General features: G+C 60.8%; 11 protein-coding genes and 1 pseudogene. 8 read left to right on the top strand and 4 right to left on the bottom strand.

All coding sequences use genetic code 11. The features are described from left to right. The first annotated feature begins 99 nt into the window (after positions 1 to 99). Together HBH25_RS21055 and HBH25_RS21050 are read left to right on the top strand one after the other, a co-directional pair. Positions 100 to 480 carry a RidA family protein gene (locus tag HBH25_RS21055; protein WP_168085900.1) on the top strand — a complete coding sequence of 127 codons (381 nt, stop codon included), beginning with the start codon at positions 100 to 102 and terminating at the stop codon, positions 478 to 480. A 314-nt stretch (positions 481 to 794) separates the two neighbouring features. Next, entirely contained in the window at positions 795 to 6,707 is a 5,913-nt protein-coding gene (locus HBH25_RS21050) for a putative Ig domain-containing protein (RefSeq protein ID WP_168085899.1), read from the top strand. Positions 6,708 to 6,960: 253 nt separating this feature from the next. On the opposite strand, the gene HBH25_RS21045 is transcribed toward HBH25_RS21050, so the two are convergent. After that, positions 6,961 to 7,155 carry a hypothetical protein gene (locus tag HBH25_RS21045; RefSeq protein ID WP_168085898.1) on the bottom strand — a complete coding sequence of 65 codons (195 nt, stop codon included), beginning with the start codon at positions 7,153 to 7,155 and terminating at the stop codon, positions 6,961 to 6,963. A 149-nt stretch (positions 7,156 to 7,304) separates the two neighbouring features. Then, positions 7,305 to 7,460 carry a hypothetical protein gene (locus HBH25_RS21040; RefSeq protein WP_168085897.1) on the bottom strand — a complete coding sequence of 52 codons (156 nt, stop codon included), beginning with the start codon at positions 7,458 to 7,460 and terminating at the stop codon, positions 7,305 to 7,307. A 44-nt stretch (positions 7,461 to 7,504) separates the two neighbouring features. On the opposite strand from HBH25_RS21040, the gene HBH25_RS21035 reads away from it, so the two are divergent. The 5 genes and pseudogenes from HBH25_RS21035 to HBH25_RS21020 all read left to right on the top strand — a co-directional run bounded on the left by HBH25_RS21035 (position 7,505) and on the right by HBH25_RS21020 (position 12,683). Further along, complete coding sequence (locus tag HBH25_RS21035) at positions 7,505 to 8,029, top strand: GNAT family N-acetyltransferase (RefSeq protein ID WP_168085896.1); 525 nt, start codon at positions 7,505 to 7,507, stop codon at positions 8,027 to 8,029. A gap of 75 nt (positions 8,030 to 8,104) precedes the next feature. Next, positions 8,105 to 10,663 (top strand): calcium-binding protein, encoded by a 2,559-nt coding sequence (locus HBH25_RS21030; RefSeq protein WP_168085895.1) that lies wholly within the window; start codon positions 8,105 to 8,107, stop codon positions 10,661 to 10,663. Between the two features lie 89 nt (positions 10,664 to 10,752). Further along, positions 10,753 to 11,529, top strand: a pseudogene (locus tag HBH25_RS23875) (PAS domain-containing protein); the annotation flags it as partial. 30 nt (positions 11,530 to 11,559) lie between these two features. Then, positions 11,560 to 12,069, top strand: coding sequence for a methyl-accepting chemotaxis protein (locus HBH25_RS23870; protein WP_420708526.1), 510 nt, complete (start codon positions 11,560 to 11,562; stop codon positions 12,067 to 12,069). A gap of 281 nt (positions 12,070 to 12,350) precedes the next feature. Beyond that, positions 12,351 to 12,683 (top strand): response regulator, encoded by a 333-nt coding sequence (locus HBH25_RS21020; protein WP_168085893.1) that lies wholly within the window; start codon positions 12,351 to 12,353, stop codon positions 12,681 to 12,683. Positions 12,684 to 12,763: 80 nt separating this feature from the next. Here HBH25_RS21020 and HBH25_RS21015 read toward each other — a convergent pair whose 3' ends face one another. Continuing rightward, positions 12,764 to 12,919: a hypothetical protein gene (locus HBH25_RS21015; RefSeq protein ID WP_168085892.1), complete on the bottom strand. Its 156-nt coding sequence runs from the start codon at positions 12,917 to 12,919 to the stop codon at positions 12,764 to 12,766. Between the two features lie 181 nt (positions 12,920 to 13,100). Between HBH25_RS21015 and HBH25_RS21010 the strand changes: the two genes are divergently transcribed. Further along, positions 13,101 to 13,484 (top strand): hypothetical protein, encoded by a 384-nt coding sequence (locus tag HBH25_RS21010; protein WP_168085891.1) that lies wholly within the window; start codon positions 13,101 to 13,103, stop codon positions 13,482 to 13,484. Here HBH25_RS21010 and HBH25_RS23865 read toward each other — a convergent pair. Beyond that, a complete protein-coding gene (locus HBH25_RS23865; protein WP_420708525.1) occupies positions 13,474 to 14,262 on the bottom strand; it encodes a methyl-accepting chemotaxis protein in 789 nt (262 codons plus the stop codon). The two genes, HBH25_RS21010 and HBH25_RS23865, sit on opposite strands and share 11 nt — an antisense overlap. Positions 14,263 to 14,297 lie beyond the last annotated feature (35 nt).

The raw sequence follows: 14,297 nt of genomic DNA, 5'->3' as shown, positions 1-14,297 counted from the left end.
TGCTACCAAACCACCCGATGCACCGTCTCGGCGCGCAGGGAAACGAAAACGATGCGTTACCCCTAGCGTCTGCCTCTCACTCATTCAGGAGCACCTACTATGAGCACCACCGCTATCGACTTTCTGCCAGACCCGGACCCGGACTCTATCTCTTCGGATGTAGCGGGCTTCCAAGGGCTGCTGGTCACCACACAGATCCCAGTACGGGCCGATGGCGCCCTGGAGCTGGGTGATATCGAAGCACAAAGCACCTGTACCCTGACGGCCTTGAAGGTGGCGCTCGAAAAGGCTGGCAGCTCCCTGGACCGGGTGATGCACCTGACCATCTACCTCACCGACATGGCCGACCGGCCGGCCTTCAATGCCGTGTATCAGCGGTTTTTCAGTAAGCCCTGGCCCGTGCGCGCAGCGGTAGGCGTGGCCGCACTGGCGGTGGAAGGCATGCGAGTGGAGGTGACTGCGATGGCAGTTCAGCGCTAGGACGCTGGTACAGGGCACCTGGCACAGGCAAGTGCTTGCCCAACAGGCAGCACCCATAACCTGGATCCTTCTTACCGTCAAAGAACAGGCTCTCTGGCCTTTTTTTTGACGTTAAAAGGAGGTGTGACGTTTAAGCTAAAGAACCACCGCCAACAAACCGCCAATAAAGCTTACTTTACCTCGCCTCCAACGGTTTTTTTGACGTTTCCGTTAACACGCTCAGCGATTTACTGAAGCCGCTGTCATACACCGTCGCTACCTGCGCCGAGTTCTTGGCAACGCCCTTCACCTTCTCTATGCGAGCGAACAACCACATGATTTTCAACGTTAAGGATTTCGGCGCGGTCGGGGACGGTATCACGGACGATACGGCAGCCATTCAATCAGCGATCAATGCAGCTCAAGCTGCCGGCGGTGGCACGGTATTCGTGCCCACGGGCACCTTTATTGTGTCTGCTCGCGAAGAGCCAGGAGATGGCTGCCTGATGCTCAAGAGCAACGTCTACCTGGAGGGTGCAGGCGCTGGGCTTACCACCGTGAAAGTCGCCGACGGCTCCAACACCAAGATTACCGGCGTGATTCGCTCAGCCTACGGTGAAGAAACCCATGATTTCGGCCTGAGCAACCTCACCATCGACGGCAACCGGGCTAACACCACCGGCAAGATCGATGGCTGGTTCAACGGCTACATTCCCGGCAAGGACGGCCAGGACACCAACGTGACCCTCAGTGGGGTCGAGATCAAGGATTGCTCGGGGTACGGCTTTGACCCGCACGAGCAGACCGTGAACATGCTCATCGAGAATTGTGTGTCCCATGGCAACGGCCTGGACGGCTTTGTCGCGGACTACATGATCGACACCAAGTACGTGAACAACGTGGCCTACGACAATGACCGCCACGGGTTCAATATCGTGACCAGCACCCACGACTTCACCATGACCGGCAACGTGGCCTACGGCAATGGCGCCGGTGGCATCGTGGTGCAGCGCGGCAGCGAGAACATTCCGTCGCCCTACAACGTCACCATCGAAGGCGGCGCCGTGTATGACAACGGCGCTGAAGGCGTGCTGGTGAAGCTGTCCAGCGGCGTGACCGTGACCGGCGTGGACATTCACGACAACGGCGGCGCAGCCGTGCGTATCTACGGCAGCAGCGACGTTACCGTCACAGGCAACACCCTGACCAACAACGGCCTGAATGCACCGGTGCCGGAAGTGATCATTCAGAGCTTTGATGACACCAAGGGCGTGTCGGGCAAGTTCTTCTCCGGCAGCGACAACCATATTCTCGACAACACCATCACCGGTGGCGCCAACTCCACCTATGGCGTGGCCGAGCGCGACGAAAACGGCACTGACCGCAACACAATCCTGGACAACACCATCAGCCACACCACTAAAGGCAGCACCTTGACGTACGGCGACGGCACTACCGTGGGCACTACACCCTCCGAGGATACGCCCCCTCTCCCTAGCACCCCCCAAGGCACCACCGGCGATGACACCCTCACCGGCACCGATGGCAACGACACACTGCAGGGCTTGGCAGGGAACGACACCTTGAGCGGTGGTGCGGGCGATGACATCCTCAATGGCGGCAGTGGCGTGGACACCCTCACCGGCGGCACCGGTGCGGACACCTTCGTGTTCAACAGCCGCTCGGACAGCTTCCGCAACTACAACAGCGGTGGCGCCATACGCGTGGACACCATCACTGACTTCACGGTGGGCCAGGACCGCATCGACCTGTCGGCACTGGGCATCACCGGGCTGGGTGATGGTCGCAACGGCACCGTGTATGCCACCGTCAATAGCGCAGGCGACAAAACGTACATCAAATCCTTGGAGCCGGACGCTAGCGGCAACCGCTTCGAGCTGATCCTGAGCGGCAACCTGCTCAACACCCTCAAGGCTACGGATTTTGTCTTTGCCACCCCCGCTGTGGTGAATCATGCACCCGTGGTGGCTACCCCCCTGGCAGACCAGGCGGCCACCCAGGCCACAGCTTTCAGCTACACCCTCCCGGCCGGCAGCTTCACGGATGCCGACAATGATGCCCTGACCTACACCGCCACCTTGGCAGACGGCAGCGCCCTGCCCGCCTGGCTGACCTTCGATGCGGCAACGCGCACCTTCAACGGCACACCTGGCGCCACGGCGGTCGGCAGCTTGAATGTCACCGTTACCGCAGCCGATGGCCGCACAGGCCTGGCAAGCGACAGCTTTGCCTTGACTGTTCAGGGCCCACCTGACACCAGCCCCCAGGTGCTCACCGGCACGGCGGGTAAAGACACGCTGGTGGGTGGTGCAGGCAACGACGTGCTGATCGGCGGTGCTGGTGCAGACCAACTCACAGGCGGTGCAGGTGCTGACACCTTCCGGTTCACCAGTGTCACCGACAGTTATCGCACCGCCAGCACCAGCTATGCCGACACCATCACCGACTTCACCGTGGGCGTGGACAAGATCGACCTGGCCGGCTTGGGCTACACCGGGTTGGGCAACGGCTACAACGGCACGCTGCTCCTGCAGTACAGCGCCAGCGCCAACAAGACCTACATCAAGAACTATGATGCCGACGCCAATGGCAACCGCCTGGAGCTGGCGCTGGCTGGCAACCTGCTGAACACCCTGCACGCCTCGGACTTTATCTTCGTGGCCCCACCGGCGAACCACGCGCCCACGCTGGCGGTGCCGCTGGATGAGCAGGCGGCCAAGGAAACCCAGCCCTTCAGCTATACGCTGCCGGCAGGCAGCTTTGCCGACTCGGACAACGATACGCTCACCTACACCGCAACATTGGCCGATGGCAGCGCCTTGCCCAGCTGGCTAACCTTTGACACCGCCACCCGTACGTTCAGCGGCACCCCGGACACCAACGCGGCGGGCACCCTGAGCGTGACAGTCACCGCCGCTGATGGCCGCTCAGGCCTGGCCAGCGACACCTTTACCCTCACCGTGCAGGACACCCCCGGCGCCCCTACCGTTGTGCTCACCGGCACTGCCGGCAAGGACACCCTTACCGGTACTGACGCAAACGAGCAGTTGCTGGGCCTGGCAGGCAACGACACCCTCAATGGGGGCGATGGCAATGACGTTCTGGTAGGGGGAGCCGGCATCGACCAGCTCACCGGCGGCGCGGGCAACGACGTGTTCCGCTTCACCAACCTGACCGACAGCTACCGTACCGCTACGGCCAGCTTCTCCGACACCTTGGTGGATTTCACCGTTGGCCAGGACAAGATCGACCTGTCTACCCTGGGGTTCAGTGGCCTGGGCAATGGCTACAACGGCACGCTGTTGCTGCAATACAGCGCCAACACCGGCAAGACCTTCCTTAAAAGCTATGACGCGGACGCCAATGGCAACCGCTTCGAGCTGGCCCTCAAAGGCAACTACGTAGGCACGCTGGACGGCTCCAGCATTCTCTTTACAGCAGGTGGGGTGCCAGGGAACCACGCACCCGTGGTGAGCGACCCGTTGCTGGACACCACCGCAACCGAAAACTCACCCTTCACCTATGTAGTGCCGATCACGGCCTTTACCGACGCCGACGGTAACCGGCTGGTGTACACCGCCACCCTTCAGAACGGCACGCCTCTGCCCTCGTGGCTGACGTTCGATGCCGCCACCCGTACGTTCAGCGGTACCCCTGGGGAAAACCAGGCAGGGGAATACAACCTGCTGGTCACCGCCAAAGACCCGAGCGGCGCGTCGGTCAGCGATGTGTTCGCGCTGCAGATCGCCAAGGCCCCAATCCATGCCGTGACCGGTACCGACGCCGGTGAAAGCCTCGCTGGCACGGCCTTTGACGATCAGATGCTAGGCCTGGGCGGCAACGATACCTTGCGCGGCGGTGCAGGCAACGATGTACTGGACGGCGGTGCCGGCGTGGACGCGTTGTATGGCGACGCGGGGAACGACGTGTTCCGCTTCAGCAACGTGCTCGACAGTTACCGTGATTACGACAGTGGCGGCATCACGGCCACGGACACGGTATATGGCTTTACCCAAGGCCAGGACAAGATTGACGTCAGTGCACTGGGCTTCCTTGGCCTGGGCAAGGGCGACAACCACACGCTGACCATCAGCCTGAACTCGGCGGGCACCAAAACCTACATCAAGTCGCCAGAAACCGACGCCGATGGCAACCGGTTCGAAATCAGCCTGGACGGCAACTATCTCGGCAAGCTGACCGACAGCGACTTTGTGTTCGCCGACCGTGCCCAGCAGGACATTCTGTTTCTGCCTACCTTGGGCCAGTCCAATGCCCGGTTGATGCGCACCATCAACGACGATGGCCATTCAGGCATCAGCGAGATGGTCGATGACCTGAAAAAGTACACCGACTATGACGTGCGCAGCCAGTTCACCGATGCCGACGGCAACGGCATCGACGTGGCCGTGGGCGGCAGCACCGTGTGTGGCGTGTCCACCGGCACTGCCGAACAACTGCGCCTGTCCTGGTGGTTCACCGATACCAATGAGCCAGGGCCTGCGCTGCTGCGTGCCGTAGGCCTGCTCAAAGAGCAGATGAGCACCTTGCAGGCGGTCGACAAGGTGACCATGGGCATCATTTGGGGCCAGGGTGAGGAAGCCGCCCAGGAAATCTCCCGCGCCGCTGACCCGGTGGCTCAGGCTGAGCTGTACAAGGCCTCTACTTTCCACGTGTTCGACTACCTGCACGCGCAGCTGGGCGACTTCAAGATCTACCTGATGGAAACCGGCCATTACGACGCTGATGGCGCACGGGTTCGGGGCTTCGACGAGGCCACCATCGCCTCTGTGCTCAATGGCGTGCAGGCCGTGCGTGCCGCCCAACAGGCCATCGCCGCCGAGCGCAGCGACGTGTTGCTGGCCGTGGACTACAGCGACCTGCCGTTGCGCCAGGAAGTGGACCCCATCACCTACCCGGATGATGTGTGGCACCTGCATGAAGGGTCTGCTGAAATCGTGGGCCAGCGCCTGGCTGACTATATTGCCGGCGACCTGGGTTACCAAGGCAACCCTAACGACAACACCACCGTCCAGGACATCTATGACAAGGCAGCCAGCCAAGTGGGTGGTTACATCCGCGGCACTGACCAGGACGATACGCTGGTAGGCAGCGCCCAGAACGATACCCTGGACGGTGACCTGGGCGCGGACACCCTGAGCGGCGGGGACGGCAAAGACACCTACATCGTGGACAACGCACTGGACGTGGTGATCGAGACCAACAGCGCCAGCGCTCAGATCGACACGGTTAAGGCGTCTGTGAGCTGGACGCTGGGCGCCAACGTGGAATACCTGGTGCTCACCGGCCCTTCGGCCATCGACGGCACCGGCAACGAACTGCGCAATTTCATCACCGGCAATGCGGCTGCCAACGTGCTGGACGGCGGCGCTGGCGCAGACAGCCTCACTGGCGGCGACGGTTCGGACACCTACTACGTGGACAACGCCGACGACAGCGTGATCGAAACCAATACCAATATGATCACTGGCGGGAACGATACGGTGTACAGCAGCCTGGCCACCTATACCCTGACAGCCAACGTGGAAAACCTGGTTATCAATACCGACCTGGCCGCCAACGGCATCGGCAATGCCTTGGACAACCTGCTGGTGTCAGGCGCTGGCAATAACGTACTCGATGGCCGTGATGGCATCGACACCGTGTCCTATGCCACCGCCCTGGCCGGGGTGACCGTGGGCCTGAGCACCACCGCCCAGCAGAATACCCAGGGTGCTGGGTTGGACACGCTCAAGTACATCGAAAACCTGATCGGCAGCCAGTTCGGTGACACCCTCACCGGCAGCGGTGGCGCCAATACCCTGGACGGCGGCGACGGCAACGATACCCTCAACGGAGGTGCTGGCAATGACGTACTGATCGGCGGTGGCGGCGCAGATGCGCTGACCGGCGGGAGCGGTGCCGATACCTATCTGTTCAAGGCGCTGAGTGATTTAGGGCTGGGCATTCAGGCGGACACTGTGTACGGCTTCAAGTCTGTGGAGGGCGATACCCTGGACCTGTCTGGTGTGGATGCCAATAGCGCTACCGATGCCCATGAAAGCTTCACGTTCATTGGCACTGAGGCCTTCAGCACCAGCGACGCCACCGGCCAGCTCCGCTTCGAGAACGGGGTGCTGTATGGCAGCGTGAACGCCGACGCCACCCCAGAGTTCGAAATCAAGCTGGTAGGTGTAACCGCCTTGCATGCCAGCGACCTGGCCGTCTAAAAAGAGGAGCCTGTTAGGTCTTGGGCCAAGTTCGCAGGCTTCGCCAGCTTCCTACAGAGGCCCTGTTGTGGGACTGGCCGTAGCCGAAGGCGAAGGCCGGGAATGTATCCTGCGTTACCTGTTGGCCCAGGTTCGCAGGCTTCGCCAGCTTCCTACAGGGGCCCTGTTGTGGGACTGGTCGTAGCCGAAGGCGAAGGCCGGGAATGTATCCTGCGTTACCTGTTGGCCCAGGTTCGCAGGCTTCGCCAGCTTCCTACAGAGGCCCCGCTGCACGCCGCGTGTTGTGGGACTGGCCGTAGCCGAACGCGTAGGCCGGGAAGGTATAGTGCGTCACCTGTTTGGCCAGGTTCGCAGGCTTCGCCAGCTTCCTACAGGGGCCCTGCTGCGCACGGCCGTTGTGGGACTGGTCGTAGCCGAAGGCGAAGGCCGGGAATGTATAGTGCGTCACCTGTTTGGCCAGGTTCGCAGGCTTCGCCAGCTTCCTACAGGGGCCCTGCCGCACGCAGCCTGTTGTGGGACTGGTCGTAGCCGAAGGCGTAGGCCGGGAAGGTATAGTGCGTCACCTGTTCGGCCAGGTTCGCAGGCTTCGCCAGCTTCCTACAGAGGCCCCGCTGCACGCCGCGTGTTGTGGGACTGGTCGTAGCCGAAGGCGTAGGCCGGGAAGGTAGAGTGCGTCACCTGTTTGGCCAGGTTCGCAGGCTTCGCCAGCTTCCTACAGGGGCCCTGCTGCGCACGGCCGGGAATGTACCCCATGCCACGCGCCTGCGAAAAGGTGGGGATTCTAGAGAGGTCCAGGGATGGTCGAGAACGTTTACATTCGCGAACTGCAACACACCGACGCACCGGCACTGCTGGCGTTCGAACAGGCCAACCGCGCCTGGTTCGACGCCCATATCGAGGCCCGCCCGCCTTCGTTCTATTCGCTCGACGGCGTGGCCGAGCATATCGACACCTACCTTCAGGGGCTAGCTGCAGGCACCTGGCACCCCTTCGTGCTCTGTACCCCTAAGGGCGACATTGTGGGCCGCGCCAACCTCAAAGCCATCAACCAAGCGGCTGGTGAAGCCGAAGTGGGCTATCGCATTGCCCAGCAAGCCACCCGCCAAGGGTTGGCCACATTAGCGCTCGAACATCTGATGTACCAGGCCCGGGTGCGCTGGGCGCTGCACGCACTCGTGGCCTGGGTCTTCGATGAAAACAGAGGTTCACGCCGCGTGCTGGAGCGCTGCGGTTTTCATGAGGCGATGACGAATGCCAGCGAAATCGCCACACGAGAGCGCCGATTCGTTTATCCGTTGCTACCCTTGGGCGACAAGCCTTGAATCGTTAAGGCGCCTGCTGGCAAATGACGCGTTCTAAACCTGAGCACTTTTGCTAACACCTACCAGGAACAACCGATGACCGATTTCAATGCAAGTGATTTTGGCGCACGTGGTGATGGACGCACCAACGACACCCAGGCCCTTCAGGCGGCGATCGACGCTGCTTCTGCGTCCGGTGGCGGAACGGTCTACCTTACAGGCGGCAAGTACCTGGTGAGTGCTGTCGAAGGTGGCGCTGCCCTATTGCTCAAGGACAACGTCACCCTGGAAGGGGCGCGTGGCTATGCCAACCCGTCCACCCTGAAACTGGCCAGCGGTGCCAGCACCACCGACGCCTTGGTACGCAGTGTTGGCGACCATACCGGTGTGGCCTTCCTGCGACTGGATGGCAACCGCGCCCATAACACGGGTGAAGTCAGCGGCTTTGTGCTGGGCGATAGTACTGACGTAAGCCTGGAGCAGGTGCAAGCTGCACAGATGTCCGGCTATGGGCTGGACCTGCGGGGCAACGGCAGCCAAGTGACGGTCAACGGCGGGTACATCTCCGACAATAAACTCGATGGCATCATTGCTTCTGGATTGGTAAACAGCCAAGTCACTGACATCACAAGCAGGGACAATGGTGGGAACGGGGTGACGGTCATCGGGCCGCTCAACGTACAGGACACCTACATCACAGCTAACAAAGGCCATGGCGTAGCCTTCGAAGGCGATGCCACCGGCGCGGCAGGTTCACTGATTGGTGGCCAGGTATCGTCCAACGGCCTTGATGGGGTCCACCTGCAAGGTACGGTGGGTGCCGTAGTTGAGCAGGTTGACCTGCACACCAGCGCGCGCGGGGCGGCGTTGCAAGCCGTAGATGCCCAAGGCACGCAGGTCATCGACAATACGTTCCTGAACTACGGCGGCAACCAGGACCAGTTGCAGGCCATAGGTTTGGAAGACAGTACGGGCACGCTTGTGCGCGGTAACCAATTCCTGGACGAGCGTTCCGGCGAAAAATCCGTACTGGGGCCTGTGGTACAGGAAACCGGCAGCAGCAACGCTACGCGTATAGAAGACAATTACATTGGCGCGAGCCTCACCGCCCCTCAATTGACAGGGGAAGACAGTCGACTATTGGCGAACGAGCGGACCATCTACACCAGTGGCACCGCCGGAGATGACTACATCGACTATTACAATGGTTTCAACTACAACAACCGGGTGATCTATGGTGGAGACGGCAATGACCGCCTGCTTTCGGGTGTGGGCCATGGTGTACTGGTAGGGGGTGCCGGCATCGACCTATTGTCAGGTACCTTGCCAAGCGTGCGTTACACCACCACAACCACCTTCCGCTACGACACGGTAGACGACAGCTATCGCGACGCCTCCAGCAGCCATGCCGACCGAATTTCCCAGTTCAACGTGACCACGGATAAGTTCGACGTAGCCGGGCTGGGCCTCACGGGTTTAGGCGACGGTCACAACGGCACCCTGGCCGTGGTGTACAACGCGGCCAAGAACATCACCTACCTGAAGAACTATGACGCCGATGCCCAAGGCCATCGCTTCGAAGTGGGCCTGGAAGGCGATTACCGTGGGCAGCTTACAGCGGCCAACTTCCAGACCTTGATCACGGGCACAGACGGCGCCGACACGCTCAAGGGCACTACTCACGGTGAAGAGACCCTGGTGGGCGGTGCTGGGCGTGACACCCTCTCCGGCCTGGGCAGCGATGACCGCTTGGATGGTGGTGCTGGTGGTGATCGCTTGAGCGGTGGCTCAGGGGCCGATACGTTCCTGTTCAGTGCGCTGGCGGACAGTACCGTGACCGGATCTGGCGGTACCCAAGGCCGGGACTTTATCACTGACTTCGACCTCAACGCCTCCGACCGCATTGACGTCAGCCGGCTAGGATTTACCGGCCTGGGGGACGGCACCGGCACGACGCTTACGTTGGCCTACGACAGCGCTCACGACCTGACTCGACTCTACTCCAAGGAACAGAACAGCCAGGGGGGCCACTTTGAAGTGGCGGTGAACGGCAACCAAGTGAATGGCCTGCAACTGACCGGCATCGACTTCGCCCTGGTTCCCGGCGCCAAGGTGGTGGACAGCCTGCCCCCTTACCGTGACACCCTCACCGGTACTGACAGTAACGATGTACTGGTAGGCGGCAACAACCGGGACGTGATCAATGGCGGTGCTGGTAATGACCGTATCGACGGTGGTGCCAACATGGATCAGCTGACAGGGGGTGCCGGGGCCGACCGGCTGACAGGTGGTAGCGGTGGCGACCTGTTCATATTCAACCGCCTGGAAGACAGCTACCGCACCGCCACCCAAAGCCATTCGGACCTGATCACCGACTACAGCCAGAGCATGGACGCGCTCTACGTACGAGACCTGGGCTTTACCAGCCTGGGCGACGGCACCGGCACCACGCTTAACGTCAGCTACAACGCCGCAGTGGACCGCACCTATGTGCGCAACTTTACGGCGGATGACCAAGGCCGCTCGTTCCAGGTCACCTTGGTGGGCGACCAGGTCGCCGGGCTTACGCCAAACAGTTTCTACTTCGCACCGGTGCACCATGAACAGGCGGTGGAGCTGATTGGGCAGAGCACAGCAGAGGGTACTGCGGCATGAGTACATTATTTGGCTGAATAGGTAGATTGCGCTCAAGGTAAACGAAGCCGGGCCGATAGCTAGACATCACCCTCCCTTGAGCCGCCGTCATGTTCAATGCTCACCTTAAAGACAAGATCAACAGCCTGGAACAACGGCTTGCAGCACTGGAGCACGTAAAGGAAACCCTGGACCGTGAAACAGTTGCTGTGACCTTGGACGAGAACGGCGCCGTTCTGGACGCCAACACTCTGTTCGAGCAGGAGTTGGGCTATACCAAGGCGGCATTGAGCGGGCGGCCCCTACGCGAACTTACACCCCCCGAGCTGGCCAATGACGTTCACCAGCGGCGGGCACTGGATGCCATTGCCGAGGGCAAGCATTTCAGCGGCACCCTGCGGCTATGCCGCCGTGAAGGTGGCCACGTTTGGTTGAGGACCCTGGTGATACCGTTTTCGCGCAAGGACGGGCGTGCCGAACGGGTCATGTTGTACTCCAGCGTGTTGACACGCACCATCGAAGCCTCCAGGGAAAACGAAGCCTTGGTGGGCGCCTTGATGCGTTCTACCGCAGTGATTGAATTTACCCTGGACGGTATCGTGCTCACGGCCAACCAGAACTTCCTGGACGGGGTGGGCTACACGCTGCCGCAGATTCAGGGCAAGCACCACCGCATGTTCTGCTTGCCGCAGGAAGCCCAGTCGGCCAAGTACGAGCAGTTCTGGGACACGTTGCGGCGCGGTATCTATGTCGCAGGCCGGTTCTGCCGGGTAGACAAAAGTGGCCGGGAGATCTGGCTGGAGGCGTCTTACAACCCGATCCTGGATGCCAATGGCACCTTATATAAAATCGTCAAGTTCGCCACTGTGATTACGGACCAGGTGAACCGGGAGCGTGCTGTTTCGGAAGCGGCAGACATGGCCCACGGCACCTCGCTGCGCACCGACACCAGCGCCCGCCAAGGGCGTGAGGTCATCCAGAGCACGGTCACTGTGCTCAACCAGCTGTCTACGCTGATGGAAGATGCTACCCAAGGCATCAAAGCCCTGGACGCCCAAGGCCAAGTGATCGGTACCATCGTCAAGACCATTGGCAGCATCGCCGACCAGACCAACCTTCTGGCGCTGAACGCGGCTATCGAGGCGGCGCGCGCCGGGGAACAAGGCCGCGGGTTCGCCGTAGTAGCAGACGAAGTACGGCAGTTGGCCTCCCGAACGACCCAGGCCACCGGCGAGATCGTGGATGTGGTCAAGAAAAACCAGGCCCTGGCCTCCAACGCAGTCAGCATGATCGGGCACAGCAAGCAGCAGGCCGAGGCCGCGCTGGCGCTGGCCAGTGATGCCGATGAGGTGATCAAGGAGATCCAGCAAGGTGCCAACAGTGTAGTGGCAGCTGTGGAGCAGTTTTCCAGCCAGGCCGCCGACTAAGGCCGTACAAGCCCAGCGCTTGAGGACCGTCACCGATGGGGTACACGCTCGCTGAGCGCTAGTGCCCTGCCTCAAACCACGGTCAACTCGCCCTGCCAAAGCTGTACAGGAAGAATTCAGACGTACAAGTAATCAGCTATTTCCTCTACAAAGCGCCCGTTTGGCAGATCTTGGCGACCTTTTAAGCCAAACGAGACTCCATAGCTGTACCACGCCCTGAACATTACCTGACGCTTATGACACATTTAAATCACGTGCTGGTTGTAGAGGACGATCCTGTCTTGCGCGATCTTATCTGTGACGTACTGACGGACATCGGCCTGCACCCTGTTTCGGCCTCCACAGCTGACGAAGGCCGCGTCCTGTTTGCAGAGCCTGGAAGGCACTGGGACTTGGTACTGACCGACCTCACAACGCCAGGCCAATCCACAGGTCACGACTTGGCTTGGGACGCCTTCAGCAATGCGCCTGAAGTGCCTGTGCTGGTATGCAGCGGCTACCTAGGTACCAGCCAGCACAGCCTGCCCCCAGGCGCGCATGTGCTCCCCAAACCCTGGCTACTGGATGTGTTCGAGGCCAAGGTAAACCACTTGCTGCATAAGCAGCCCGCCTGATACCCGCTAACTTGGATAAATAGGCACGTCAGCTAGGCGGGGCGCTGAGCCCCACCCGTGACAGGCGCTTGCCCCTTCGCTTACTCGTCGTCGCCTTGCTTGTCTTCATCATGCTTCAGGGCAGGCTTGTGCCCAGGCTGTGGCGCATGCTCTGCACCTGGCGCAATTTCCTCACCGTGATTCTTCTTTTCCTGCTGTACTTTCTTATCGTGTGCAACGTTACGTGGGTCTGTCATGGCGACGTTCCTTTTTCATCGTAGGGAGCAGCGCTCGCTTCAAGCTGACGGGCAGGCTGTTAGCGAAACGCTTATTGGTATACACACGTTAGGTACACCATCCCGACGGCAGTTCAGCTTTTCGTATGCCGGCGTCTGTTACCCTAGCCAGACCCTACCATGCCCTATAGGGAGCATCCCGATGTCCGATCAAACCCAGGTGACTCTCCTCTTGATGCCGGGCCCTGACGAGCCTACGCCCACTGAAAGCACGCGCACGGAGCTACGGCACATCACCGACACATTGGACAAAGCAGGCCTTACCTATTCAGCGCCTTCATCAGCCGCTGAGGGCAACAGGCACGAAGGTGCCGCGGCTCGCCTCTGTATTCCACTGGTGCAGTTTGCACACCCTCTGGTAGGCGACACCTTGACCGCATGGATAGCCGCCCGGTCTGGGCGCCAGGTCATTGCTGGGATCAATGGCTTGGAAAAAGCGATTCGCCACCCGGCCGAGCTCCAGCAGTACGTCTCAGAAGCGCTGAAGCTGGGCCTCCAACAGGGTGGTCCACCGTCTAGAGGTTGAACTCACCCACCACGCGGGTCAGGCCGGTAGCCAGGTTAGATACCTCACCGCTGGCGACGGCTGTCTGGCTAGCGCCCGCGGCGCTCTGCGTAGACAAATCGCGAATGCTGATGATGTTCTGGTCAATCTCACGGGCCACCTGGGCCTGTTCTTCGGCCGCCGTAGCAATGAGCACGTTACGTTCGTTGATAAGGTTGATGGAATCCGATATCTGGGCCAAGGCAGTGCTGGCCTGCTGAGCCACAGTAGAGGAGCTGGTAGCCATCGCTTGACTGTGTTCCATGGCTTGAACCGCTTGTACGGAGTCGGCCTGAATGGAACCAATCATTTGCTCGATCTCACGCGTAGACTGCTGTGTACGGTGAGCCAGCGCACGCACCTCATCCGCTACCACGGCAAACCCCCTACCCTGTTCACCGGCGCGCGCTGCCTCAATGGCCGCGTTCAAAGCCAGCAAATTGGTCTGTTCAGCAATGGAGCGGATCACCTCCACTACGGTGTTGATCTCTTTGGCACGTGTGGACAGCATCTGAACCTGGGTGCTGGTGCTCCCAACGTTAGTGGCTAGCGCTTGAATGGCGGTAAGGGTCTGCGCCACCTTGCCCAGGCCTTCATTGGTCAGTGACTGGGTATGGGCCGAGGCACTCGCGGCCTCTGCAGCATTTCGCGCGACCTCATCGACCGCCGAGCTCATCTGGGTAACAGCGCTGGCGGCCTGGTCGACTTCATCGTTCTGCCGCAGCAGGCCGCGGCTGGCATCTTCGGTGACCGCTGTCATTTCTTCCGCAGCAGCGGCCAACTGGGCCGAACTGT

It is taken from the genome of Pseudomonas quercus (assembly GCF_012033695.1).
Classification (GTDB): domain Bacteria; phylum Pseudomonadota; class Gammaproteobacteria; order Pseudomonadales; family Pseudomonadaceae; genus Aquipseudomonas; species Aquipseudomonas quercus.
This window is presented reverse-complemented; position numbering and strand designations above follow the sequence as displayed.